Genomic DNA, 24,033 nt, shown 5'->3' with positions numbered 1-24,033 from the left:
CCACCACGGGAGACTACGGAGAGTGCTCGTCGCCCGCCGGAGGGGAGTCATCGCGGACTCCCACGCGACCGACGTCACCGGGGATCGGGGACACGCCGGGCCGCAAAGCAGCGGGTTGTCGGCGGCGTCCTTCAGGATGCCTTCTGACGTCCCTGCGACCAGCGGGAACATCGACGCACCATCAGGAAGGACGATCCACACATGGCTCTGCCCGAGTTGACGCCAGAACAGCGGCAAGCCGCGCTGGCGAAGGCCGCCGAGGCTCGCAAGGCCCGTTCCGAACTGCTCGCGGGTCTCAAGTCGGGCCAGCACACGCTGCCCGCGGTGCTCGACAAGGCCAAGACCGACACCATCGTCGGCAAGACGAAGGTGACGGCCCTGGTCAAGGCGCTTCCCGGCATCGGTGACAAGCGGGCCGCGGCCGTGCTGGAGCAGGCCGGCATCGACACGTCCCGCCGCGCCGCCGGGCTCGGCGACCGGCAGCGGCAGGCGCTGATCGACGCGCTGGCCGGCTGAGCGATCACAGCGGACGAGGCCGGGCCCGGGCCCGGCCTCGTCCGCGTCCCGGACCGCCCCTCAGGCGGGCACCTGGTCGGAGTCCCGCTCCCAGTGCCGGTGCGCGCCCAGTGCGTGGACGAAGTGCCCGCTGACCCCCGGACTGCTCGGGTTGTCCACGTCGGTCACCACTCCCTGGTCGGTCACCGCGCCGTCCCCCTCGTTGGCCAACCGCACGTTGACCAGGCCGGCCCTGCCGAGCAGCGCGACGCCGTGCCCGGTCGCCGCGAGCGGCTTGCCGTGTTTGAAGGACTCGGCGACGAAGTGCAGGGCCAGACCGTCCGAGGAGAGGTTCTGGAGGTTCTCCTCCCCCGAGGGCACGTAGACGGCGTCGTAGAGCACGGAGGCCATCGTGGACAGCGCCCGGTCGACCGCGATGCTTCCCCCGTCGGAGGTGCGCACCGAGCCGTCGGTGGGCGCCAGCAGCTCGGGGATGGCTCCGCGCGAACGGAGTTCCTCGCTGATCAGCCGGACCGCGCTCTCGTCGACCCCGTCGGACACGAGGAACGCGACCCGCCGGGTCTCCAGGCGGCCGGTGACGGCGTTGGCCTGGCTCAGCGCTGGCGAGCTGCGGCCGTGGTTGGGCCGGACCTCCGAACTCGGGGGCGGGACTCCGATGCCCTCGGCCACCTGCACGGCGAGGTCGTGGTCGACGTGGTTGATCTGGGCGACGGCACGTTCGCGGACCTCGACGGTCTCGACCTTGCCCAGCTCGAAGCGGAACGCGGCGATGATGTGCTGCCGTTCCCAGGGCGACATGCTGTTCCAGAACAGGGTGGCCTGCGAGTAGTAGTCCTTGAAGCTCTCGCTCCTGGCCCGGATCTTGTGACCCTCGACCTTCTCCTGGTAGTGGCGGAAGGCACCCTGGTCGGCCCCCGCGGTCATCGGGCAGCCACCGCCGAGGCTGTTCTTGGTGTAGCTGGTCCGCCCCCGGTGGATCCGGGACTGGTGGTAGCCGTCTCGCTGGTCGTTGGTGACGGGTGCCACCGGGCGGTTGACCGGGATCTGCGCGAAGTTCGGTCCGCCGAGCCGGATGAGCTGGGTGTCGAGGTAGGAGAAGTTGCGGGCCTGGAGCAGCGGATCGTTGGTGAAGTCGATGCCGGGCACGACGTTGGCGGTGTGGAAGGCGACCTGTTCGGTCTCGGCGAAGAAGTTGTCCGGGTTCTGGTTGAGCACGAGTTTGCCCACCGGGCGGACGGGGACCTCCTCCTCCGGGATGATCTTCGTGGCGTCCAGCAGGTCGAAGTCGAAGTCGAACTCGGCCGACTCCGGGACCAGCTGCACGCCCAGCTCCCATTCGGGGAACTGCCCGGCCTCGATGGCGTCCCAGAGGTCGCGGCGGTTGTAGTCGGGGTCCTTGCCCGCGACCTTCTGGCACTCGTCCCACACCAGGGAGTGCGTGCCCAGCACCGGCTTCCAGTGGAACTTCACGAAGGTGCCCCGGCCGTCACCGTCGACGAGGCGGAAGGTGTGCACGCCGAAGCCCTGCATCATGCGGTAGCTGCGAGGGAGCGCCCGGTCGGACATCAGCCACATCATCATGTGCATCGACTCGGGTTGGAGCGAGACGAAGTCCCACAACGTGTCGTGGGCCGACTGGGCCTGCGGGATCTCGTTGTGCGGCTCCGGTTTCACCGCGTGCACGAAGTCGGGGAACTTGATGCCGTCGTGGATGAAGAAGACGGGCATGTTGTTCCCGACGAGGTCGTAGTTGCCCTGCCGGGTGTAGAACTTCGTCGCGAAGCCCCGCACGTCGCGAACCGTGTCGGCGGAGCCCCGGGAGCCGGCCACGGTGGAGAAGCGCACGAACACCGGGGTGCGCAGGCTGGGATCGGTGAGGAACTCGGCGGCGGTGTACTCCCCGAGGGAGCCGTCGTAGGGCTGGAAGTACCCGTAGGCCCCCGCTCCCCGCGCGTGGACCACCCGTTCGGGGATGCGTTCGTGGTCGAAGTGGGTGATCTTCTCCCGTGCGTGGAAGTCCTCCAGCAGGGTGGGGCCACGTTCCCCGACGGTCAGCGAGTCGTCGGTGTGGTCGACGCGCACGCCCTGCTGCGTCGTGAGGTAGGCGCCGTCGGCGCTGACGCGCTCGGCGTCGAGTTGCCGTTGCTTGTCGTCAGCGCCGCGACCGGTGGGCGGCGGGTTGCCCGAGACAGGATCTGGACCGCTCATCTGACAAACCTCTCCGTCGTGGTCTGGCTTCCCTCCGTAGGGGTTCCTCCGCTCCTACCCGACGGGTGGCAGCCGAAACCCCGCCAGCCCGTCGCGGGGCCGGCACCGGGCGGGAGTGGGCCACCGGACGACGGGGTACCCGGAGGGCATGACGAGGCACTTCGAATCCGGCCATGGTGGGGACGGCACGCCTGCTCACGATCCCGAGCGGGTTCCTCCCACCGAGACCCCTCCGGCGGAGAGCAGCGCCACCGAGGGGCTCGCCTACCGGGAGCCGAAGCCCCCGTCGCGGTGGAGCGTCCGGTTGACCGTGCTGGCGATCGTCCTGCTGGCCGCGCTGGTGGCCGGCTTCTTCGCCGGCTACCTCGCTGGCCTGTTCCTCTGAGCGTTCTCCGCGGCCGGCCACTGGTGGGGATCCTGGGCCGGACCTCGGCCCGGGGGTCGGGTGTCCGGACGCCGGGACGCGCCCGGACCCGCCCGATGCGTGGCCGGGTCGTCTCCTCGTCACGATGTGCCGAGTGGTCCTCTCCTGGCCCGGGAGCTGGTCCGCCCCGCTCGACGCCCCCCGGTCCGCTCCGCGTGACGCGGACCGGCGCGGGTGCGCGTCCCCGCCTCGGGTCACTCGTGGTCCAGCACCGCTCCCATCGCCGCCACCACGATCGGGTGGCCGAGCGGCAGCGGCCGACGGCGCTCGTTGCGGGTGCCCGCCGGGTCGAGTTCCCGGACCGGCACCGAGCCGAAGTGGTCGGGGACCTCGGGGGGTTCGGGCAGCGCGGGGCCGGCGAGCAGGTAGACGGCGTCGACCCCGGACCGTGGGCGGGTGGCCAGCCACTCCGCCGTGTCGACCAGGTCCCGCGTGGTCAGCAGGACGACGGGGGCCTCCCCGAGCAGGCTGGCGGCCAGGTGCGCGGGGTTCGGCAGGGCGGGCCACCGGACCCATTCGACGCGGTAGCGGGCGGACAACGACCGCCAGGTCGCGGGCAGCTCGCCGTGGACCGCCTCCCCCGCCGGGTCCAGCACCATCACGGTGGGCGACTCCGGCGGTCCGGCGGTCACCACTCCCGGACCGCTCTCCGGGGAGAACCTGCGCTCGCTGATCGTCATGCTCGTCCTCCACTGGCCGCCTCGTCGCGTCCTTCCGGTGCGGGGCCTGGCCCGGTCGTGGGCGGCCCCGTGCTCGGGGTGTACCCACCGGGGGAGGTGGGCACACGGCGGAGCGGTGGGCGGTGCCGCCACCCCGCGCCGGGGGAGCCGGTCCCGCCCCGGTGGGGGGCGGCGTCGCACCCGGGTGCTCGCCGGTCCCTGGTGGGCGGGGTGGCGGCGGTCGACGTCAGCGGATCGCCACCGCCTCCTCCCCGCGCGGCAGGAGTTCGCCCACCACCGGGAAGCCGGGGACCTCCCCCGCCACCAGCAGCCCACCCGAGATCTGCGGGTCGGCGAGGAGCAGGGCGTCCTCCTCCGGCAGGCCGTCGGCCACCAGGTGCTGTCCCAGCCACCCCAGGACGCGTCGCGCGCGGGGGCAGTCCGCGTGCGCCGGGCTGGTCCGCGCGCCGTCCAGGAACGGGAGGGCAGCCGAGTCGAGGACCACGGTCACGCCGCTCGCCCGCGCCAGCAGGTAGGCATGGCCGAGCAGGCCGTAGTCACCCACCTCGACGGCTCCCCTGGCGCCGTTCGCGAGGGCTTCCTCAGCTGCCCGGTGGTTGAGGGCGGTCATGCTCGCCACGGCCTGCGGGAAGTACTCGCCGGTCGCCCGGTGCCGTCGGGTCAGCACCCCGCTGCCCAGGGGTTTGGTCAGGGTGAGCGGCATCCCTGCCACGCCCGCGTCGGTGCCGAGGACGGCGTCGGGGCGCCCCGCGCCGGTCACGGACAGGCCGTAGGCGGGGCGGTCGTCGCCGAGGGGGTGGGTGCCACCGAGCTGGCAGCCGGCGTCGCGTGCCACGTCCAGACCCCCCTGGAGGAGTTGCGCCGCCTGGTCGGCGGGCAGGGCTTTCGGCCAGCCCAGCAGGTTCACGGCGAGCACCGGGCGGCCGCCGGTCGCGTACACCGGGGAGAACGCGTGGGCGGCCGCGACGCAGCCCCAGTCGTAGGGGTCGTCCAGGACGGGCGGTAGGACCCGGGTGGAACTGGCCAGGGTGTGGTTGGTGGCCCACCGCAGGACGCTGGCGCTGTCGGTGTCGTCGCGCCCGGAGAGGAGCTCGCCGACCGCTCCGCTCCCGGGCGCGGCGCCCGCGAGCCCGTGGACGAGCCGTTCCAGTTCGGGCGGGAGTAACGCCGGGTCCTCGTCCTCGGGGAGGAACCGGGTGAGGCGCTGGTCGCCGGGGGCCGGTCGGACCGGGTCGGCGGGGTGCGCTGGCTGTGGGGAATGGGACATCCGATCATGGTGCCCGAAGCCGGACCTCCGGCGGGGCGGTGGAGGGCACGTCGGCCGCCCGATCGGCCCGCCCGCCAGTCACGGGTCCGGCGCGACCGCTGGCGGGTCCTGGGCACCGGCCCCCGGGTTCGCGGGGCGTCGGACCGGAGGCGGGGCCGACCGGGAAACGCGGTGGCGTGAACGGAGGCGGCGTCCGAGGATGACCCCATGATCGATACTGGCCTGACGGACACCGTCGTCCTGGTGACGGGAGCTGACCGGGGGATCGGCGCGGCGACCGCGCTCGCCTTCGCGGCGCAGGGGGCTCGGATCGCCGTGCACCACCACCCTGGCACCGCGAGCGCGCCGCCGCCGGGTGTGCGGTTCGAGCACACGCCGGGAGGCGCGGACGCGGCGGAGGAGCTGGTCGACCGGTTGGTCCACGCCGGCGCGGGGGCGGCGGCGACGTTCCCGGCCGACCTCGGAGCTCCCGGAGCCCCGCGAGCGCTCCTCGACGCCGTGGCGGACAGGCTGGGGCCGGTGGAGGTCCTGGTCAACAACGCCGCGCACTGCGAAAGTCCCGACCTCGTCACCGAGCTCACCGATGGTGTGCTGGACCGGACCTACCGGGTGAACGTGCACGCGCCCGCGCTGCTCATCTCGGAGTTGGCGCGGCGGCACGGGACCGGCGGTGCCGGCAGTCCGACCGGGCCCGAGGCCCAGGAGTGGCTTCCGGCGGTGGTCAACATCTCCACCGACGCCGCCCGGGCGTTCCCCGGCCAGCTCGCCTACGGCACGTCCAAGGCGGCGTTGGAGGCGCTCACCCGTGCGACCGCCCTGGATCTCGGGCCGCTGGGGGTGCGGGTGAACGCCGTCGCCCCGGGGCCGGTCCAAACCGGTTGGATCGCCGCCGATCTGGTGGAGCGGGTGACCCCGTCGATCCCGTTGCGCAGGGTGGGGGACCCGAGCGACATCGCGGACTGCGTCGTCTTCCTCGCCTCCCGGCAGGCGCGGTGGATCACCGGGCAGGTGGTGCAGGTCGCGGGCGGCCACGCGCTGTGAGACGTGCCCGGTCCCGGTCCGCGAGGCGAGGGCGGGCGGCGGAGCGAGGGCGGGCGGCGCGGCCACCCGGCCCGCCCGGCCCTGGGCCGGCGGCGTCCCGGGGTAGCCCGGGGTGCCCGCTCAGCGGGAGCTCGCGGCCAACCAACCCGCCAGGCCGAGGAAGACGACCCCGGTCCCCTGGTCCACCCGCCGCATGGCACCGGGTCGGGCGATGGCGCCGATGCGGGCGCCGGCGGTGGCGTAGAGCAGCATGACGACGAACTCGACGACCAGGTACCCGGCCCCGAGGGCCAGCAACCGCGCGGTCGCGGACCCGCTGCTCTGGTCGACGAACTGGGGCAGGAAGGCCGTGAACAGCAGCAGTGCCTTGGGGTTGGTCGCGGCCACCAGGAACTCGCGGCGGGCGAGGCGCCAGCGGGACGGGCGGGCTTCGGCGTCCGGGGCCGGGGTCGCGCCCATCCCCTCCCGACGGGCCCGCCAGAGCGTGGAGAGCCCCAGCCACCCGAGGTAGGCCACGCCGCACCAGGTCAGCACGGTGTAGGCCAGGTCGGAGGACGTGATCAGGGCGCCCGCGCCGAACGCGACCGCGACGATCATGAGGACGAAGGCGACCAGGCGTCCGGTGGCGGCGACGACCGCGGGGGCGATGCCGTGGTGGATCGCGTTGCGCATGCCGAGCAGTTGGTTCGCCCCCGGTACCAGCGACACCAGGAACGCGGCGGTGAGGAACCCCGTCCACTCCGCTCCCACCCCGGACCTCCCCTGTCTGGCGGGTGTGACCGCCGTACCCGACGACGCCGGGGGCGCTCCGGCCCCACCCGATGACCCGCGTGTGAGTGGGCCACGCTACTGGTCGTGGTCCCGAGGTGGGGGCTCCCCGGGACCAGCCCTCACTGTGGGCGCCACCACCCGGGTGGGTGCCCGGCCGGGACCTCGTCCGGCCGGCGCGGTGGCCGGCCGGACGGGTCAGCCGTCCCCGGTGAGGGATGTCAACCGGGATCAGTTCGCGGCGACGCGGATGACGTTCCAGGACAACGGCGGCAGCTCGGCGGTGAGGGTCCCGTCCTGGCAGCTCGTACCGGACACCTGGCGAGGAGCGACCCGCTCCTGGTTCTCCAGGGTGTTGGTGGCGTGCCGGTCCTCGTCGGCGAGCACCCGGTGCTCCAGCACCCTGGCCTTCCCGAGACCGCGCAGGTCCGCGGTGAGCCGGAGGGGCTTCTCGGTGTCCCGGTTCACCGCGAAGACGGTGAGGCCGCCGTCCTCCGCCTCCACCGCGGTCGCGTGCAGGTGGTCGACCTCGCCGAACTTCGCCGTCTCATAGGTGGTGCTCGTGCCGGCCAGTCGCAGGACTCGACCTCGACCGTGCCGCGCCGCGTCCGCGAAGGGGAAGAAGCTCGCCTGGCGCCACGCCGGGCCACCCGGCTCGGTCATGATCGGCGCGATGACGTTGACGAGCTGGGCCAGGCAGGCGGCGGTGACCCGGTCGCAGTGCCTCAGCAGGGTGATCAGGAGGCTGCCGACCACCACGGCGTCGGTGACCGAGTAGACGTCCTCGATGACCCGGGGCGCGACCCGCCAGCCGGGGTCCTCGCCCTCGCGGGACTGGTACCAGACGTTCCACTCGTCGAAGGAGATCTCCAACCGCTTGGAGCTGCGGACCCTGGCCCGCACGTGGTCGGCCGTCGCCACCACGCTCTCGATGAAGTGCTCCATGTCGACGGCGGAGGCCAGGAAGCTGCCGACGTCGCCGTCACGCTCGTGGTAGTAGGCGTGGCAGGAGACGTAGTCGACGCGGTCGTAGCAGTGTTCGAGCATCGTCGCCTCCCAGGAGGCGAATGTCGACATCGCCGACGAAGAGCTGCCGCAGGCGACCAGGCGCAGGTCCGGGTCGATCAGGCGCATGACGTTGGCGGTCTCGTTCGCCAGCCGGCCGTACTCCTCGGCCGACTTGTGGCCCATCTGCCACGGGCCGTCGAGCTCGTTGCCCAGGCACCACAGCCGGATGTCGAAGGGTTCCTCGTCGCCGTGCCGCCGCCGCAGGTCGGACAGTTCCGTGCCACCGGGGTGGTTGGTGTACTCCAGCAGTCGACGGGCGTCGTCGACGCCCCTCGTCCCCAGGTTGAGGGCCATCATCGGCTCGATGCCCGTCTTGCGGGTGAAGTTCATGAACTCGCTGAGGCCGAACTGGTTGGTCTCGGTCGACTTCCAGGCCGGTTCCAGGCGGCGGGGGCGTTCCTCGACCGGCCCGACCCCGTCCTCCCAGTTGTACCCGGAGACGAAGTTCCCGCCGGGGTACCGGACCATCGTCACGCCCAGCTCCCGGATGAGGGCCAGCACGTCGGTGCGCAGGCCGTCCGCGTCGGCGGTGGGGTGGTCCGGCTCGTAGATGCCGGTGTAGACGCACCGGCCCATGTGTTCGACGAAGGAGCCGAACAGTCGGGGGTTCACCTCACCGACGCTGAACGCCGGGTCCAGGGTGAGGGAGGCGGTGGGCTGTTCTGGGGTGGCGGAGTCCTGCATTGCTTCCTTCCATCGGTTCACTGCGGGGGTGGTCGCCGGGCGGCGGCCACCCCCTGGCGGCCCGGGCCGCCACACGTCACGGCCGGTCGGCCGTCCTCGGTCAGGTCACGAGGGGCCAGCCCTCGTCATCCCAGGAGAGCCGGTTCAGGCCGACCTTGGACAGGCCGCCGTCGGCCCGGTCGTAGTAGTGGTAGACGAGCAGGTCGACATCGCCGTCCCGCAGGACGCTCTGCCCGCCGGGTCCGCGCACGTCGCCGTGGCTGGCGAGCAGCTGGGTCCCGCCGCCGTCGAGCATCGGCACGCCGTCGCGGTCGAGGTACGGTCCGGTCGGGCTGGTCGAGCGACCCACCATGATCCGGTAGTCGCTGTCCACTCCCCGGCAGCAGTGGTCGAAGGAGACGAACAGGTAGTAGTGGCCGCCGCGTTCGATGACGTAGGGCGCCTCGACGGCCTGTTCCACGGGTCGGCGGGCCAGGTGGTGGAGGGTGCGGTCGGTGGGGTGCGGCATCCCGGTGAACGGGTCGAGGCGGATCATCCTGATACCGCTCCAGAAGGAGCCGAACACGAGCCACCACCGGCCCTGCCGGTCCACCAGCAGCGCCGGGTCGATGGCGTTGTGGTCGTCGTCGAGGTCGGTGGACACGACGATGCCGTGGTCTCTGAACGTGCCGGGTCGCCCGGTGGGGCTGGTCGCCAGTCCGATCGCCGAGTTCCGGGAGCCGGAGGTCGAGGCGGCGTAGTACAACCAGTACCTGCCGCGCTGGTAGGAGATGTCGGGCGCCCACACGTCACCGTCGCTGTACTCGTGGACCCAGGCGGGCACGGTCGGGAACACCGGGTCCGTGCGGGTGAACCGTGACCGGTCCGGGGAGGTGCGCGCGCCCAGGTTGCCGTGGCTCTCCAGCAGGAGGTAGCCGTCACCGGTGCGGACCATCGAGGGGTCGTGGATGCGGGTGTCCCCGCTGACCGGGTCGGGGCCGGGGTAGGCGGCGAACGCGGGGGGCGCCGCCGCCATCCACACCAGCACCGTGCCCGCCGCGACCGCCGCCCGCAGGGGCCCGCGTCCCTTCGTCCACCGCATACTCGTTCCTCCACCCTGCCCGCCGCCGGGATCGGCGGCTCGTCCCCCCAGCGTCGGGGGGCCCTGCCGCAGAGGCAGGGCGCGGTCAGCCGGCAGGGTGGCGGTGTCGCTCGATCGGCGGAGTACGCGGGCACGGCGCGAGCCGGCCGGTCCTGCCCGAGTGACGGGACGTGCCGCCGGCCTGCCCCGAGGGCAGGGGGCGGCGGCCGGGCTCCGCGTCCGGCCGCGCCCCGGGAACGGGATGGACTCAGTGGACACTGGGCCACCCGCCGCTCCAGTCGAGCAGGTTGACCCCGAGCTTGTGCCGACCGTGGTCGGCGCCGTCGTAGTAGTGGTACACGAGCAGGTCACCGTCGACGTCGGAGAGCACGCTCTGCCCGCCCGGCCCGATGATGGTGCCGTGGGTGGAGAGCACCTCGGTGCCGCCGCCGTCGAGCATCCGAACGCCGTCGCGGTCGACGTAGGGGCCGGTGGGGCTGGTGGACCGGCCGACCATGACGCGGTAGGTGCTGTCGACCCCGCTGCAGCAGTGGTCGTGGGAGACGAACAGGTAGTAGTAGCCGTTCCGCTCCAGGATGTGGGGCGCCTCGACCGCGTGGGGCGCGTCGGGGCGGGTGGCCAGGTGGTGCAGGGTGCGGTCGGTGGGGTGCCGATGCCCGGTCTCGGGGTCGAGGCGGATCATCCGGATGCCGGTCCAGAAGGAGCCGAGGGAGAGCCACCACGACCCGTCGGAGGTCACCAACAACGAGGGGTCGATGGCGTTGAAGTCGTCCCCGTCGGTGCTGGAGATGACGATGCCCTGGTCGGTGAACGTGCCGGGCCGCCCGGTGGGGCTGGTGGCGAGACCGATCGCGGAGTGGTTGGAACCGAAGCTGGAGGCCGTGTAGTACATCCAGTAGGTCCCCCGGTGGTGGGAGACGTCCGGCGCCCAGACACCTCGGACGTCGTTGTAGTCGTCCACCCAGGCCGGCACCTCGGCCAGGGCGGGGCCGACCCGGTCGAAATCGATCCGGTTCGACGAGCTCCGGACCTCGATGCCGTTGTGGGTGGAGTAGAGCAGGTATCCCTCGGGGGTGCGGACCATCGACGGGTCGTGGACCAGGACGTCGCCCCGCACCAGGCCGGGCAGCGGGTAGCCCTGCTCCGAGGACGACGCGGGGGCGCCAGCCTCGGCGGCGTGCGCGGCGGCGGGCGCTCCCGTCGTGACGAGCGCGGTCACCGCGAGGAGAGCGACGGTGGATCGGAGGCGGCCGGCGGCTCTGACAACCATCTTCGTGCTCCTTGTCACTGGAGGGGGTCGGGACACGGGTGGTGCTCGGTCACTGACCGGAGAGCCCGGTGTGGGCGACGCCCCGGACCACCTGGCGCTGGAAGAGGACGAAGAGGACCAGCAGTGGCAGTCCGGCGAGGACGGCGGAGGCCATGACCCTGGCGAACCGCAGGCCGTAGCCGTTCTCGATGGCCGCGAGTCCCACGGGCAGGGTCATGAAGTGGGGGTCGGTGCTGACGATGAAGGGCCAGAGGAAGTTGTTCCAGGTGGTGATGAACGTGAAGATCGCGACCGCCGCGATCACCGGGCGGGAGAGGGGCAGGATGATCTGCCAGTAGATCCGCCAGCGGCGGGCTCCGTCCATCAACGCGGCCTCCTCCAGTTCCCGGGGGATGGCGTCGAAGAACTTCTTGAGGATGAAGACCATCGCGGGTGTGACGATCTGCGGGAGGATGATGCCCCAGTAGGTGTCGACCATGTTGAGCAGCACCATCTGGTCGAACAGCGGGACGATCAGCACCTGCGGGGGCACCATGATGCCGACCAGGGTGATCGCGAACAACGCCCGTTTCCCGGGGAAGTCGGTCCTGGAGAACCCGTAGGCGGCCATCGTGCAGAGGATCACCACGAGGACCGTCACGACGGTGGCGGTGAACAGGCTGTTGAACAGCCACAGCCAGAAGTGCCCGCCGTCGAGGACGGCGCGGTAGGCGTCCAGGGTGAACTCGGTCGGGAACCAGCGCAACGGGATGCCGGTCGTCTCCGCCTCCGGTTTCACCGAGGTCAGGACCGCCCAGGCGAGCGGCAGCAGCCAGAGCGCCGCCAGCAACGCGGTGATCACCAGCAGCAGCAGCGCGCCGGGGCGGAACCGTCGGCGGCGGCGGGGCGGCGCCGGGGGCGGGACGTCGTCGCTCCGGCCGACGGAGGAGTGGGAGTCGGCCCTCCGGTCCGTCTCGGGCACGGTCACGATGCCTCCTCGCGCGGTCGGAAGAGCCGGATCTGGGCGACGGCGACGACCAGGATCAGGGCGAACAGGATGTAGGAGATGGCGGAGGCGTAGCCGATGCGGAAGTTGGTGAACCCGGTCTGGTACATGTACTGGATCACCGGTCGGGTGGTGTGCTCCGGTCCGCCACCAGTCATCAGGTAGAACTGGTCGAAGATCTTCAGCGAGGCCAGCAGCTGGAGCACCACGACCAGTCCGGTCGTGCGACGCAGCATCGGCAGCGTGATCCGCCAGAGCTTGTCCCACCAGGTGGCCCCGTCCAGCTCGGCCGCCTCGTACAGGTGGTGGGGGATCGCCTGGAGCCCGGCCAGGTACAACAGGAAGTTAAACCCGACCGTCCACCACACGGTGGTCAGGACCACCGACATCATCGCGGTGTTCGGCTCGGTCAGCCACCCGATGTCGGCGTCGATCCCCAGGCTCGCCAGCAGGCCGTCTGCCAGTCCGAAGTCCGGCTGGAAGATCCAGACGAAAATCATCGTGACGACGGTGGACGGCAGGACGTACGGGGCGAAGAAGGCGAGGCGCCACAGCCAGCGCCCGGGGCTGAGGTGGTTGGTGAGCAGGGCCATCACCAGTCCGACGGCCACCAGCAGCGGGGTGCTGAGCAGGGTGAACTTGACGGTGACCCACAGTGCCTGCCAGACGGCGGGGTCGCCTACCGCCTCCGCGTAGTTGTCGAGGCCGACGAACCGGGCCTCGTCGCTGGCGAGGCTGGCATCGGTGAGACTGCTGATCAGACCGCCCACCAGGGGCCAGCCGAGGAACAGCGCGTAGGCCAGCAGGAAGGGGAGCACGAACAGCAGCCCGGTCAGGTTGCGGCGCCGTCGTCGGGGTGGACTCGCGGTGGCGGGCGCGCGCCGGGTCGTGCCGGTGGGTCCCGTGTCGACGGTCATGGCGGCCCCTCCCCTCAGTCGATCGGATTCGGACGGTCGAGCAGGTCCTCCATCACCCGGCGGATGCCGAGGACGCCCTGCTCCGGACTGGTGCGGCCGGAGAAGACCGCCGAGATCACCGCGCCCAGTTCGAGCCACATCACCGACGCGGACCCCGCGAACCACACCTCCGGGTCCAGCTGGGCGTCGTCGGCGACGGACCGGTAGTTGGACTGCGGCCGGAGGTCGAGGTACTCCGGGTCCTCCTGGACCGGTCGGTACACGGGGACGTGTCCGCCCCGCGCCCAGGTGATGCTCTGGCGCAGGAGGAAGGCCACGAACTCGTAGATCCGGCGGTGGTCCTCGTCAGTGCGGTCGGACCGGTGGGGCAGCACGAAGACGTGCGCGTCGGCCTGGGCGTTGGCGTTGTCGAAGACCTGGGGTATGCGGGTCATGGAGAACGGCGTCCCGGTCTCGAGGAAGGTGCTGACTTCCCAGTCGCCGAAGATGAAGAAGCCGGCGTGCCCGCTGGCGAACAGCGACACCGCACCGTTGACGTCGACCTCCCTCGGGGCGAGGCCGTCGTCGGTCAGCCCTCGCATGTACTCGAGGACCCGCAGCACCTTGTCGTCGTCGACGGCGAGGCCGGTGCCCTCCGGGGTGAGGAGGTGCCCGTCCAGCTGGCGGTAGAGGGTCCAGAAGACCCGCCAGGGACCGACGGTGTCGCTGCCGACCGTCTCGGTGACCAGTCCGTGGTGCCCGGTGACCTCCTTGGCCGCGGCGAAGGCGGCCCGGAGCTCGTCCTGCCCGGTGATCGGGGCCAGTGAGCCGTCCGGAGCGAGGAGGCCGGCCCGCTCGCAGACGTCCACGTTGTAGTACAGGACGTAGGGGTGCACGTCCAACGGCACGGCGAAGAGCCGTCCGTCGTGGTGCGAGCGCCGCCACAGTTCCGGGGGGAAGTCCTCCTCCCGGATCCCCGCCTCGGCGAGCAGGTCCGGCCGCAACGGGTCGATGAGCCCGCTCGGCGCGTAGCCGGGCAGCCGCGCCAGGTGGAGCGCGCTGACGTCGGGGGCCCGCCCGCCGGCCCCGGACATCGAGAGCTTGGTGTAGTACCGCTCGCCCCAGGCCAGCGTCACCGCCTCCAGGTCCACCTCGGGGTGGGCGGCGCGGTAGGCGTCCAGCATCTGGTTCATGTTGATGCCGTCGCCGCCGGCGAAGAGGTGCCAGAAGCGGAGTGGTGTCCCGTCGGAGAAGCGCGGCGGCGCGCAGGCGCCCAGAGCTCCGAGCGCGCCGAGCGAACCCAGTCCGAGTGCGCCCCCCAGCACCGCGCGGCGGCTGAGGCGACGGGAGCGATCGCGTGGTGTCACGGCAGCACCCTGTCCCGTATATCGACATTGATCCGGTTCCTCGAACGCAAGCTATGACGCGGATTACAGCGGAGTCAACGGAACAAGAGCGAGACGTGACCGCTTTCGGACGAGAACCGCTGGTGAATCTGGGGCCGACTCGGGACGTTCCCTCAATTCCGTGCCCACACAACGACCAGGAAATGTACGAAATATCGAACCAAAGCCGTCGGGTCGGATGGTCACGAGCTCACGCCCCACGAATCGGTAGTGATCCACATCACCAGTGCGGGCCGGTGGGATCAGGTGTTCGCCGCCCGGACCTCCGACGGCGCCCGAGCGCCCCACCCACGCCCCCGCCGATCGGACCAGCGGGGAGCCACCCGGGCGGGGCACCCCACGACCGGACGGGGGACGAGCGGACCGCGCCGCCCCCTCGTCCGCTCGACGCACCGGGGGTCCACACTGGACTGACGCTCCCCGGCGCGACACCAACCCCCGTGGCATGACCACGCTTCACCGCGACTTGACGCGGTAGTGAGCGTGGCTAAGGATCACGAGAACCACGTCCGAGGAGGTCGCTTGTCGTTGCCGCGTCGTCTCACCTCTGTCCTGCTCAGCGCGGCCCTCGCCGTCGGCGCCGCGCTCGGGCCCGGCACGGCGCAGGCCGCGCCCGCCACCCACCGCGACCCCGGGAACGGCCCCGACCGGCACGAGGTCGCCGCGCCCGGGCCCACCAGCCGCACGGTCCCGGTCGCCGGGGAGAACCAGCCCGGGACACCGGGCGGCCGATCGTTGTCGGGACCCGCCCCCACCCTGGGCGACCCCGGTGTCCAGCAGGGGTACCCGCGCCAGACACGCCTTCGCGAGTACCCCGAGGACCCCGGGGACCGCGCCGTCAAACTGGGCCTGCTGCCCTACCACGAGATCGCCCCGCGCCTGAACGACCTCCAGCGGGAGAGCGACCGGGTCTCGGTCGAGGTCGTCGGCGAGTCCACCCAGGGCCGCGACCTCTACCTCGTCACGGTGACGGCGCCCGAACGCCCGGCCGAGACCCGCCGACAGGACGCCTGGCGGGACCTCATCCAGGACAACCCGGACCTGGCCGCCCGGCGCGGCGCGCTGCGGGCCCAGTACAAGGCGCCGGTGTGGATCAACGCCAACATCCACGGTGACGAGTGGGAGGGCACCGACGGGGCCATGCGGGTCATCGAGCGGCTCGCGACCTCGAACGACGAGGACGTCCGCACCCTGCTCGAGGAGACGCGGGTCCACGTCACGATCAGCAACAACCCCGACGGCCGGGTGGCCGGCACCCGGTCCAACGCGGCCGGCTTCGACGTCAACCGGGACCACATCACCTCGTCGCAGCCGGAGTCCCGAGCGGCCCGCGACGTGCTCATCGCGACCCAACCGGTGCTGATGCTCGACCAGCACGGGTACACCGGCGACACCCTGATCGAACCCGGGACGCCACCGCACGGGCAGAACTACGAGTTCGACCTGTACATCAGGCACGCCTACGCCAACGCGCTCGGCATGGAGCGGGCGGTCCAGGACCTGGGGCACCCGGAGACCCGCCAGGTGGACATCCCCTTCCGCGACTACCAGCCGGGGGCGTGGGACGCCTGGCCACCGATCTTCACGCCGATGTACGCGATCTACCACGGAGCGGTCGGTCACACCGTCGAGGTGCCGATGCGCGTCAACCGCACCCAGTACGACACGCTGCCGGTGGAGGAACTGCGGCGCCGGGCCGGGATCAACACCGACGTCGCCGAGGCCACGATCGACGCCGCGCTCGACTACGTGGTGGAGCACCGCGAGTCGCTGGTGGCCGACCAGATCGAACTGTTCCGGCGGGGCTGGGCCGGTGAGGCTCAGCGGGACGTGGAGGACGACTACGTCCCGGGGTTCGGTGACGAGGACCGCTACCACACCACCTTCCCCCGCGCCTACGTGATCCCCGCCGGCCCGGGACAACGCTCCGAGGCCGCCGCGGCCCGCCTGGTGGACCACCTGGTGGCCCACGACGTGCGGGTGGAACGCGCGGAGGCCGGTTTCCGGCTCGGTGGTGCGTCCTACCCCGCCGGTTCGTACCTGGTGGACATGCACCAGCCGAAACGGGGACTGGCGAACGTGATGTTGGAGGCGGGGCGGGACATCTCGACCGACGTTCCCACGATGTACGACATCTCGGGGTGGAGCCACGGCCTGCTGTGGGGCGCGTCCGTGGACGTGGTGCCCGACGAGGCACCCGCCGTGGCGACCAGCCCGGTGGCGGCCGCTGGGCCGACGGGTGCGGTGGACGCCCCGCCAGGATCCGACCTGGCCCTCGACGTGGTGGACGGCGGGGACGTGCGGGCGGTGAACGCCCTGCTGGCCGGCGGTCAGGCGGTCCACCGGCTGGACGACGGTTCCGTGGTGCTGCCCGCGTCGGCCAGGTCGGAGGCGCGGACCGTGGCCGACCGGTACGGGGTCCGTTTCACCGCTTCGGCGCACGGGGAGCGGGGCGTCCCCCTGCACCGGCCGGTGGTCGCGGCGGCGGCGTCCGCCGACGAGTCGTTGGTGCTGCGGGACCTGGGCTTCGAGGTCCGGTCCGTGTCGACGGCCGTGCTCGACGACGGGTTCGACTGGTCGGACGTCGATGTCCTCTACGTCTCCTCCGGACTGCGCTACTCCGCCCTGTCCGTGGCGGCGCGCTCGGCGCTGGACGACTTCCTCGAGGTCGGCGGCGTCGTGACCCGGGGCGGCACCGGTGCGACGTTCAACGCCGAGGCGGACCTGCTCACGGTCTCCGCCGTCGCCGGGCCGTCGAACGCCAACGGCGTCGTCGCCGTCTCCGGCGGTTCGGGTCCCGTCGGGACCCACGCCCCCGACCACTCCTTCGTGTACTCGCCGTTGTGGTTCACGGAGCTGGGCCCGGAGGTGCGGGTCGAACAGCGCTACGAGGAGGACGGCCCCCTCGTCGCCGGCCACTGGAGCGCGGGGGATCGGGGCCCGGGAGCGGCCGCCGGCGCCGCCTCCGTGGTGAGCGGTGTCGCTGAGCGCGGCGCGCGGACCGTGCTCTTCGGCACGGAGCCGCTGTTCCGGGCGCATCCCAAGGGGCTCCACGCCCAGGTGGGCAACGCGGTGTTCTGGGCCGTCTCGGCCTGACCGGACATGCCGGTCCGCCCGCCCCGCCGCCCACCGGGTGGCGGGGCGGAGTGCCATCGGGGCTCCCCCGCCGGGCGACGACGGGGCCTCGAACACGGGAACGCGATGTCCCGCGCGAGCGACCACGCCCCGCCTCAGGCAGCGCCCGCGACACCCCGGCCGCGACCTCCCGGGCCGTCAGCCCGCGAGCACGTCGCTCCCCTCGACCCGGCGTGCGCCACCACCGGACGAGCCAGGGGCCACGGGCGCGGGATCCCTCCCGGGTTCGGCGGCCGACGTCCCGCCGGCCCAGCCGTCCCGGTGCGCGCCCGGCCCGGCGGGGCCGAGGGGACGGGACCCCGGCCGCACGTCCGTTTCATCCGATTCCGTGATCGTTGCGTGGTCCCGGCCTCACCCGAGGTGACAGCCCGCTGACCTGCGTCATCACCGTGTCGCGGCCGGTGACGGCCCCCGAGGGCGGCTGGCAGGCCGATATTGGCCAGCGACTTTGAGAATGTCCGGTTCCCGGCCTACGGTGACGCCACCCACCGCCCCCGGGGCCTGTCCGGCCCCCACCGGTGAGCGCGACCGCGAGTGGAGTCGCGGGGCGGGTCAGGTCCAGGCCGCCGCGCCACGTGTCGCGGCACCGCAACGTCGAAGGAGACGCCGATGCGGGCATCCTCTCGGCCTCGCCACGCGACGCCAGGCACGCCCACCGCTGACCTCCGGGTGCCGGTATGGGCCGGACCGCCGTCGTGGTCGTACCACCGCCAGCGATCCCGGCCAGCGGGTGACGGGGGCGGGACACCGGGCGACCCGCCCCACCGCCACCGGCTCGCCGGCGCCTCCGGGCGGGGTGGGGCCCACGCCCACCAGCACATCGCCGGAGCGAGGTGACCCTTCACCGCGTTCCGCCGCAGACTGCCGTTCCGACGTCGCGCCCCGCGCCCGTCGGAACGTGCTGACCCCGCCTCCAGGGCGGGGGGCAATCCGGGAGAGGAAGACAACAGTGTCGTTGAGAACCAGGCGGTCCTGGCGGACCAGGGTGGCGGCCACGTCGGCCGCGTTCGCGGTGACAGCATTAGTGGCTGGGTGCGGAGCGGACAGCGGTGACGGGACCATCGAGCTGCGCTACACGTTCTGGGGCAACCCGGATCGCGGCGAACGGACCGACGAGGCGGTGGCGCTGTTCGAGGAGCGCAACCCCGGCGTGAAGATCACCACGACGTACTCCGAGTTCGGCGGGTACTGGCAGAAGCTCGCCACCGAGGCCGCGGGCGGCAACGCTCCCGACATCATCCAGATGGACTACACCTACCTGCGGGAGTACAGCGAGCGGGGCCAGTTGCTGGACCTGACCCCGCACATCGGCGAGGAGCTCAACGTCGACGACCTGCTGCCCGGCCTCGACGAGGCCGGCATGATCGGCGACGAGTACTTCGCGGTGCCGGTGGGCCGGAACATGATGGCCTTCCAGTACGACGCGGCGGTGTGGGAGGAGTCCGGGGCCCAGCTGCCCGAGGCGGGCTGGACCTGGGAGGAGTTCCACGAGGCGATCGCGGTCGTCCGGGATCACCTGCCCGAGCGGCAGTGGGCCACGGGCGCGCTGGGTGAGCACCTGCACATGCTCGACGTGCTGCTGCGCCAGGAGGGCAAGACGATCTTCACCGACGAGGGCGAGCTGGGCTTCGACGAGGCCGACCTCACCGAGTTCTGGGAGATCAGCGAGCGCATGCGGGAGGACGGGACGACGATCCCGCCGGAAGTCCTCGTGAAGGGCGACACCGCGACCGCGCTGGGCAAGGGCCAGGTCATCGCCGAGTTCGGCTGGGACAACTTCATGGCGAGCGCCCAGAACACCTACGGCAGTGAGCTCTCGTTGGCGCCCTACCCCTCGGACACCGACGAGCTCGGGCTGTACTTCAAGCCGTCGATGCTGATGAGCGTCTCGGCCCGGTCGGAGCACCCCGAGGTGGCGGCCGAGTTCATCGACTTCATGATCAACGACCCGGAGGTCGGCTCGATCTTCGGCGCCAACCGGGGTCTGCCGGCGACCAACACCCAGCGGGAGCAGGCCGAGCTGGAGGGCGTCGACGTGGTGATCGACGAGTACGAGGCCAGCGTGGAGGACATGCTCGGTGAGCCGGGAATCGCGCCCCCGCCGGGTGGCGCGGGCGTCGAACGGCTGATGTCGCGGATCGATGAGGAGATCAGCCACGGAAGGATCTCCATCGAGGAGGGCGTGGAGCGCTTCTTCCGCGAGGCGGAGCAGACGCTGTCCAACCCCTGACCCCCGTGACCGTCGGGGTCCGGCCACCGCGTCCGGGCCCCGACGTCCACGCCCCGGCGTGGTCGACCTCGGTCAGTCGGCCAGCCGGGCGGGGAAGCCACCGGTGGCGACCGGTCCCCAGCGGGTCGGGGTGATCCTGACCAACGACTTGCCCTGTCGGCGCATCGCCTCCCGGTACTCGTCCCAGTCGGGGTGTTCGCCGGCGATGGCGCGGTAGTAGTCGACGAGCGGTTCGACCGAGTCTGGCAGGTCCACCACCTCGGCGGTGCCGTCCACCTGGACCCAGGGCCCGTCGAAGTCCTCGGAGAGGAACAGCACGCTGACCTCCGGCGCGCGGCGTGCGTTGCGCGCCTTGGCCCGCTCCGGGTAGGTGGACACCACGATCCGGCCCTCCTGGTCGACACCCGCGGTGACCGGCGAGGCCTGGGGACCGCCGTCGGAGCGCCGGGTGATGAGCACGGCGCGGTGGCGGTCGCGGAGGAAGTCCAGCAGGCCGACGCGGTCGACGGTCTGGTTGGTCGCGATCTTGGGAGCCATCCGTCCAGGCTAGTCGGTGGGGTGCGTCGAGCCGGCCGGCCACGAGGTCGACGCCGGCGGTTCGTGCCTGGCTCCCACCCGCGCCCTGGCGTCACGTTCGGCCGCGCGGGCGATGTTGCGCGCCATGCCCCCGAAGACGAGGTCGTGGAAGGGCCAGACCGCCCACCAGTAGAGCTGGCCGGCGAGCCCCCGGGGGAGGAACACGGCGCGCTGCCGGTAGACGCTCCCCCCGTCCTCCGGCCGTACCGCCATCTCCAGCCAGGCCCTCCCCGGCATCTTCATCTCGGCGCGCAACCGCAGCAGCGCCCCCAGCTCGACCTCCTCCACCCGCCACCAGTCCAGGGCGTCCCCGACGTGGAGGCGGCGCGGGTCCCGGCGGCCACGGCGCAGTCCGACGCCGCCCAGCAGGCGGTCGAGCCAGCCGCGCACCGACCAGGCGAGGGGGAACGAGTACCAGCCGTTCTCGCCGCCGATGCTCTCGACGACCCGCCAGACCTCGGCGGGGGGTACGGGCACCCGTCGTTCCCGCACGTCCTGGTACCGCGAGCCGCCCGACCAGCTGGGGTCGGTGGGCAAGGGCTCCGACGGGGCACCGGGTACCGAGGCGTTCGCCCACCGCGTCTCCACCTCGGCGTCCCTGATCCTGGCCATCGCGAGCCGGATGGCCTGTTCGTAGTCCTGGAGGCCGCCCGGCGGGTCCGGGACGTACTGGCTGATGTCGTCCTCGGTGCGCACGACCTCGTAGGCGAGGGAGTCGATGAGTGGCCCGGCGATGCGCCTGGGAACCGGCGTCACGAGGTTGATCCAGTAGGAGGACAACCTGGGGGTGAGGACGGGAACGGGGATGACGTGCCGGGCCGGGAGTCCCGCGACCTCCGCGTAGCGGATCATCATCCGCTGGTAGGTCAGGACGTCCGGTCCCCCGAGGTCGAAGGTGCGGTTGACCTCCGCTGGCAGGTCGGCGGCGCCGACCAGGTAGTGCAGGACGTCGCGGATGGCGATGGGTTGGATGCGGTTGCGGACCCACCTGGGGGCGACCATCACCGGTAGGCGTTCGGTGAGGTAGCGGAGCATCTCGAAGCTGACCGAGCCGGACCCGAGGATGACGGCGGCCTGGAGCACCGCCGTGGGCACCCCGGAGTGCAGGAAGATTTCCCCGACCTCGGTCCGCGACGCCAGGTGCTCGGAGGTGCGCGCGTCGGGAGGGCGGAGCCCGCCCAGGTAGACGACCCGCCGCACCCCGGCCGCGCGGGCCGCCTCGGCGGTGAGCAGCGCTGCCCGCCGGTCCGTGGTGGCGAACTCCGGGCCGCTCAGGGAGTGGACGAGGTAGTAGAGCAGGTCGCGCCCGTCCATCGCCGACCGGAGGCTCTCCTGGTCGAGCACGTCCCCCCTGGCGATTTCCACCCGGTGGGCCCACGGGACGTCCCGCAACTTCCTCGGGTCCCGGGCCAGGCAGCGGACCTGGTGGCCCCGCTCGAGCAGCAAGGGGACCAGCCGACCTCCGATGTACCCGGTTGCTCCGGTGACCAGGATGCGCACCGGTCGATGGTCCTACCGGGCCGGCGGAACCGCACCTCGGAGGCGGCGCGTCCCCGCGAAGCCGTCCCGTGGGACGTGGGTCAGTTCGCGAGCGTGTAGCCGGCCTCGACCACCGCCGCTCGGACGAGGTCCGGCGCGATCTCCGCGCTGCTGTCGACCACCAACCGGCCGGTGGCGAGGTCGACGGTCACCCCGGTCACCGCCTCGATCTCCCCCACCTCCTCCTCGACGGACCGCACGCAGTGCTGGCAGGTCATGCCTTCCACGGTGTAGGTCGTACTCGCCATCGTCACCCTCCCACGCGGTTGTCCCCTCCCCCGACCGCCCGCTCGGCGACCGGGGAACGCGACCAAGGATACCCCCCACGGGTATGCCCCACGAACAGGTGAGCCCCGGGTGTCCCGTCCGGTTCCGGACAACGACGCGCCGCTCGACCGACCGGGGGCCTCCCGAGCACCCCGGGGCGCCGGATCCCGGGGCCCGGCCGAGGGGAGGGCCTGCCGCACCCGCCGTGGTCATGGACGAAGCGGAGGTCGAGACGGGATGACTCGACGCCCGAGCCCGGCTGGTCCGCTTCGCACTACTCGCGACCGGGCGGCACCCGTTCGGGCGGCATGAGTCGGACACTCACCACGTTTTGGCAGAAACGGGACGAAGCATACTTCGGATGGATGGCGTAAGCCGACACGTTCTGCGCCTAAACTGTCACTCCGGGTTAATCCGGCGGCAGCACTCGCCGTGTCGACCTCAGGAGGAACAGTGCGGATCGCGGAACTCAGCCGCCGCACCGGTGTACCGGTGCCCACGATCAAGTACTACCTGCGTGAACGCATACTCCCACCGGGAAGGGAGGCCACCGGGGTCGCGCCCCGGTACGGCCCGGCGCACGTCCGGCGCCTCAACCTGGTCCGGGCACTGGTGGACGTCGGGGGTCTCCCGATGGCCACCGTGCGCGACCTGGTCGCCGACCTCGACTCCAGGCGGTCCACCCCGCCCCGGGACGTGACCGGGAGGGCCACCGCTCGCGATCACCGGGACCACCGGGAGACCGGGCTGTGGCGGGAGGCCAGCGCCGAGGCCGACGCCCTGTTCCACCGCCGGGGGTGGCGGATCAGGGAGAACCACCCGGCCCGGCAACAACTCGTCGGACTGGTCGTCCAGCTCCGGCAGCTGGGCCAGGCGAACCTCCTGGGACTGCTCGACGAGTACGCGGCGGCCGCCGAGCACCTCGCCGCGGCGGAGATGCGCACGGTGCCGGCCGAAAGCGACGCCAGCAGCGTCCTGGAGGAGGCGGTGCTGAACATGGTGCTGGGGGACGTCATCAGCTCGACCCTGCGCCGGCTGGCGCAGGAACACGTCTCGGTCGGACGCTTCGGCGCCGAGAGCGCCCGCGCTGCTCGGGAGCCCGCCTCGGAGACGGGCTGACGGCGAACCGGCGCCCGCCGCCACGACGGACGGAACGCCCCGTGCCCACGCGGACCGCTTCCGCCTCCGCTCGCCGTCAGTCGGGCCCCGACAACGGCGACGGGCCCGGGGCGCCGCTCCGAGGAGCCGGCGCGCCCGGTCCCTCGACGAGCTCCACCCACTCGCCCGCTCCTCCGGCTCCGCCCATCCGGCGCGCCCGCCGCCGCAGCAGGAGGACCACGGCGACGACCAGCGCGCCCACCACCAGCAGGGGGGCTCCCAGCAGACCGACGGCGGCGCGCACCTGGTCGAACGCCGCACCCGCGGAGTGCCCGACCAGCACGAGAGTCCAGGACCAGAGCGCGCAGCCGACGAGGTTCGCACCCGAGAACCGCCGCCACGCCACTCCCGAGGTCCCGGCCAGGCGCGGCGCGAGCGTGCGCGCCAGCGCCACGCAGTGCGCGCCGATGATCGTGGGGGCACCGCCCCGGTCGAGGAGCCGCGTCAGGCGCTCCCGCGCCCCGCCCACGCCCGCGCGGGCCAACCCGCGACGCGCCACGCCACCCGCGACGCCGAGCCCTCGACGGCGGCCCAGCTGGTACCCCAACTGGGCGCCCAGCGCGGTCGCGGCGAACGCGAGCGCCAGGGCGGCGGGCAGGGGGATGACCCCGAGGTCGGCGACAAGACCGAGGACCAGCACCGTGGACGCGCCGGGCAGGAACAGCCCGATCAGGACGCCGGACTCCAACACGAGCACGGCACCCGCGAGGAGCAGCACGAAGGGGGCCCGCAGGTCGAGCAGCAGGTCGGCCGGATTCATCCCGACCGCCCGCCCGGCCGGGGAGCGGACCGGGCCACGAACCGCCGCGGGTACCGCATGTGTCGTCCTCCTCG

20 protein-coding genes are annotated in these 24,033 nt (G+C 72.3%); 6 read left to right on the top strand and 14 right to left on the bottom strand.

Annotation, left to right across the window (positions count from 1 at the left end; translation table 11 throughout):
- The first annotated feature begins 201 nt into the window (after positions 1-201).
- Positions 202-516, top strand: a complete 315-nt coding sequence (mihF, locus tag C1701_RS20790; RefSeq protein ID WP_016698609.1) for an integration host factor, actinobacterial type — start codon at positions 202-204, stop codon at positions 514-516.
- A gap of 60 nt (positions 517-576) precedes the next feature.
- On the opposite strand, the gene C1701_RS20785 is transcribed toward mihF, so the two are convergent.
- The gene (locus tag C1701_RS20785) at positions 577-2,724 is read right to left on the bottom strand and encodes a catalase (protein WP_051712757.1); all 2,148 of its coding nucleotides are present in this window, start codon (positions 2,722-2,724) and stop codon (positions 577-579) included.
- 148 nt (positions 2,725-2,872) lie between these two features.
- On the opposite strand from C1701_RS20785, the gene C1701_RS20780 reads away from it, so the two are divergent.
- Positions 2,873-3,109 (top strand): DUF6480 family protein, encoded by a 237-nt coding sequence (locus C1701_RS20780; RefSeq protein ID WP_026420130.1) that lies wholly within the window; start codon positions 2,873-2,875, stop codon positions 3,107-3,109.
- A 233-nt stretch (positions 3,110-3,342) separates the two neighbouring features.
- On the opposite strand, the gene C1701_RS20775 is transcribed toward C1701_RS20780, so the two are convergent.
- Both C1701_RS20775 and selD read right to left on the bottom strand, forming a co-directional pair.
- Positions 3,343-3,828 carry a hypothetical protein gene (locus C1701_RS20775; protein ID WP_051314241.1) on the bottom strand — a complete coding sequence of 162 codons (486 nt, stop codon included), beginning with the start codon at positions 3,826-3,828 and terminating at the stop codon, positions 3,343-3,345.
- Positions 3,829-4,054: 226 nt separating this feature from the next.
- Positions 4,055-5,095, bottom strand: a complete 1,041-nt coding sequence (gene selD, locus C1701_RS20770) for a selenide, water dikinase SelD (RefSeq protein ID WP_081895296.1) — start codon at positions 5,093-5,095, stop codon at positions 4,055-4,057.
- A gap of 207 nt (positions 5,096-5,302) precedes the next feature.
- On the opposite strand from selD, the gene C1701_RS20765 reads away from it, so the two are divergent.
- Entirely contained in the window at positions 5,303-6,136 is an 834-nt protein-coding gene (locus C1701_RS20765; protein ID WP_026420128.1) for an SDR family NAD(P)-dependent oxidoreductase, read from the top strand.
- A gap of 120 nt (positions 6,137-6,256) precedes the next feature.
- Here the strand turns inward: C1701_RS20765 and C1701_RS20760 are convergent, their stop codons facing one another.
- The 7 genes from C1701_RS20760 to C1701_RS20730 all read right to left on the bottom strand — a co-directional run bounded on the left by C1701_RS20760 (position 6,257) and on the right by C1701_RS20730 (position 14,255).
- Complete coding sequence (locus C1701_RS20760; protein ID WP_026420127.1) at positions 6,257-6,886, bottom strand: LysE family translocator; 630 nt, start codon at positions 6,884-6,886, stop codon at positions 6,257-6,259.
- A gap of 249 nt (positions 6,887-7,135) precedes the next feature.
- Entirely contained in the window at positions 7,136-8,656 is a 1,521-nt protein-coding gene (gene arfA, locus C1701_RS20755) for an arabinosylfuranosidase ArfA (protein WP_026420126.1), read from the bottom strand.
- 100 nt (positions 8,657-8,756) lie between these two features.
- Positions 8,757-9,737 (bottom strand): arabinan endo-1,5-alpha-L-arabinosidase, encoded by a 981-nt coding sequence (locus C1701_RS20750; RefSeq protein WP_026420125.1) that lies wholly within the window; start codon positions 9,735-9,737, stop codon positions 8,757-8,759.
- Positions 9,738-9,984: 247 nt separating this feature from the next.
- Complete coding sequence (locus C1701_RS20745; RefSeq protein ID WP_026420124.1) at positions 9,985-11,007, bottom strand: arabinan endo-1,5-alpha-L-arabinosidase; 1,023 nt, start codon at positions 11,005-11,007, stop codon at positions 9,985-9,987.
- Between the two features lie 49 nt (positions 11,008-11,056).
- Positions 11,057-11,974, bottom strand: a complete 918-nt coding sequence (locus C1701_RS20740; protein ID WP_026420123.1) for a carbohydrate ABC transporter permease — start codon at positions 11,972-11,974, stop codon at positions 11,057-11,059.
- Positions 11,971-12,909 (bottom strand): carbohydrate ABC transporter permease, encoded by a 939-nt coding sequence (locus tag C1701_RS20735; RefSeq protein WP_026420122.1) that lies wholly within the window; start codon positions 12,907-12,909, stop codon positions 11,971-11,973. Before C1701_RS20735 ends, C1701_RS20740 begins: the two co-directional genes overlap by 4 nt.
- Before the next feature lie 14 nt (positions 12,910-12,923).
- Positions 12,924-14,255, bottom strand: coding sequence for an extracellular solute-binding protein (locus C1701_RS20730; RefSeq protein ID WP_030105963.1), 1,332 nt, complete (start codon positions 14,253-14,255; stop codon positions 12,924-12,926).
- Between the two features lie 561 nt (positions 14,256-14,816).
- Here C1701_RS20730 and C1701_RS20725 point away from each other — a divergent pair.
- Both C1701_RS20725 and C1701_RS20720 read left to right on the top strand, forming a co-directional pair.
- Positions 14,817-17,390, top strand: coding sequence for a M14 family zinc carboxypeptidase (locus tag C1701_RS20725; protein WP_030105961.1), 2,574 nt, complete (start codon positions 14,817-14,819; stop codon positions 17,388-17,390).
- Between the two features lie 988 nt (positions 17,391-18,378).
- Entirely contained in the window at positions 18,379-19,659 is a 1,281-nt protein-coding gene (locus C1701_RS20720; protein ID WP_162147329.1) for an ABC transporter substrate-binding protein, read from the top strand.
- Between the two features lie 72 nt (positions 19,660-19,731).
- Here C1701_RS20720 and C1701_RS20715 read toward each other — a convergent pair whose 3' ends face one another.
- From C1701_RS20715 to C1701_RS20705, 3 genes are all read right to left on the bottom strand, one after another.
- Positions 19,732-20,196: a PPOX class F420-dependent oxidoreductase gene (locus C1701_RS20715; RefSeq protein WP_026420119.1), complete on the bottom strand. Its 465-nt coding sequence runs from the start codon at positions 20,194-20,196 to the stop codon at positions 19,732-19,734.
- 9 nt (positions 20,197-20,205) lie between these two features.
- Complete coding sequence (locus tag C1701_RS20710) at positions 20,206-21,735, bottom strand: SDR family oxidoreductase (RefSeq protein ID WP_035292767.1); 1,530 nt, start codon at positions 21,733-21,735, stop codon at positions 20,206-20,208.
- A gap of 80 nt (positions 21,736-21,815) precedes the next feature.
- Complete coding sequence (locus C1701_RS20705; RefSeq protein ID WP_103056460.1) at positions 21,816-22,022, bottom strand: heavy-metal-associated domain-containing protein; 207 nt, start codon at positions 22,020-22,022, stop codon at positions 21,816-21,818.
- A gap of 472 nt (positions 22,023-22,494) precedes the next feature.
- On the opposite strand from C1701_RS20705, the gene C1701_RS20700 reads away from it, so the two are divergent.
- Positions 22,495-23,160, top strand: a complete 666-nt coding sequence (locus C1701_RS20700) for a MerR family transcriptional regulator (RefSeq protein ID WP_051314240.1) — start codon at positions 22,495-22,497, stop codon at positions 23,158-23,160.
- 76 nt (positions 23,161-23,236) lie between these two features.
- On the opposite strand, the gene C1701_RS20695 is transcribed toward C1701_RS20700, so the two are convergent.
- Complete coding sequence (locus C1701_RS20695; protein ID WP_051314239.1) at positions 23,237-23,959, bottom strand: DedA family protein; 723 nt, start codon at positions 23,957-23,959, stop codon at positions 23,237-23,239.
- Positions 23,960-24,033 lie beyond the last annotated feature (74 nt).

The organism is Actinoalloteichus sp. AHMU CJ021, assembly GCF_002895405.1.
GTDB lineage: Bacteria > Actinomycetota > Actinomycetes > Mycobacteriales > Pseudonocardiaceae > Actinoalloteichus_B > Actinoalloteichus_B caeruleus.
This window is presented reverse-complemented; position numbering and strand designations above follow the sequence as displayed.

Excerpts from the sequence above, each read along its gene's own strand:
- C1701_RS20695 (WP_051314239.1), bottom strand. The coding sequence starts at position 23,959 with ATGAATCCGGCCGACCTGCTGCTCGACCTGCGGGCCCCCTTCGTGCTG.
- C1701_RS20735 (WP_026420122.1), bottom strand. The coding sequence starts at position 12,909 with ATGACCGTCGACACGGGACCCACCGGCACGACCCGGCGCGCGCCCGCC.
- C1701_RS20785 (WP_051712757.1), bottom strand. The coding sequence starts at position 2,724 with ATGAGCGGTCCAGATCCTGTCTCGGGCAACCCGCCGCCCACCGGTCGC.
- C1701_RS20750 (WP_026420125.1), bottom strand. The coding sequence starts at position 9,737 with ATGCGGTGGACGAAGGGACGCGGGCCCCTGCGGGCGGCGGTCGCGGCG.
- C1701_RS20780 (WP_026420130.1), top strand. The coding sequence starts at position 2,873 with ATGACGAGGCACTTCGAATCCGGCCATGGTGGGGACGGCACGCCTGCT.
- C1701_RS20745 (WP_026420124.1), bottom strand. The coding sequence starts at position 11,007 with ATGGTTGTCAGAGCCGCCGGCCGCCTCCGATCCACCGTCGCTCTCCTC.
- selD (WP_081895296.1), bottom strand. The coding sequence starts at position 5,095 with ATGTCCCATTCCCCACAGCCAGCGCACCCCGCCGACCCGGTCCGACCG.
- mihF (WP_016698609.1), top strand. The coding sequence starts at position 202 with ATGGCTCTGCCCGAGTTGACGCCAGAACAGCGGCAAGCCGCGCTGGCG.
- C1701_RS20765 (WP_026420128.1), top strand. The coding sequence starts at position 5,303 with ATGATCGATACTGGCCTGACGGACACCGTCGTCCTGGTGACGGGAGCT.
- C1701_RS20705 (WP_103056460.1), bottom strand. The coding sequence starts at position 22,022 with ATGGCGAGTACGACCTACACCGTGGAAGGCATGACCTGCCAGCACTGC.
- arfA (WP_026420126.1), bottom strand. The coding sequence starts at position 8,656 with ATGCAGGACTCCGCCACCCCAGAACAGCCCACCGCCTCCCTCACCCTG.
- C1701_RS20715 (WP_026420119.1), bottom strand. The coding sequence starts at position 20,196 with ATGGCTCCCAAGATCGCGACCAACCAGACCGTCGACCGCGTCGGCCTG.
- C1701_RS20775 (WP_051314241.1), bottom strand. The coding sequence starts at position 3,828 with ATGACGATCAGCGAGCGCAGGTTCTCCCCGGAGAGCGGTCCGGGAGTG.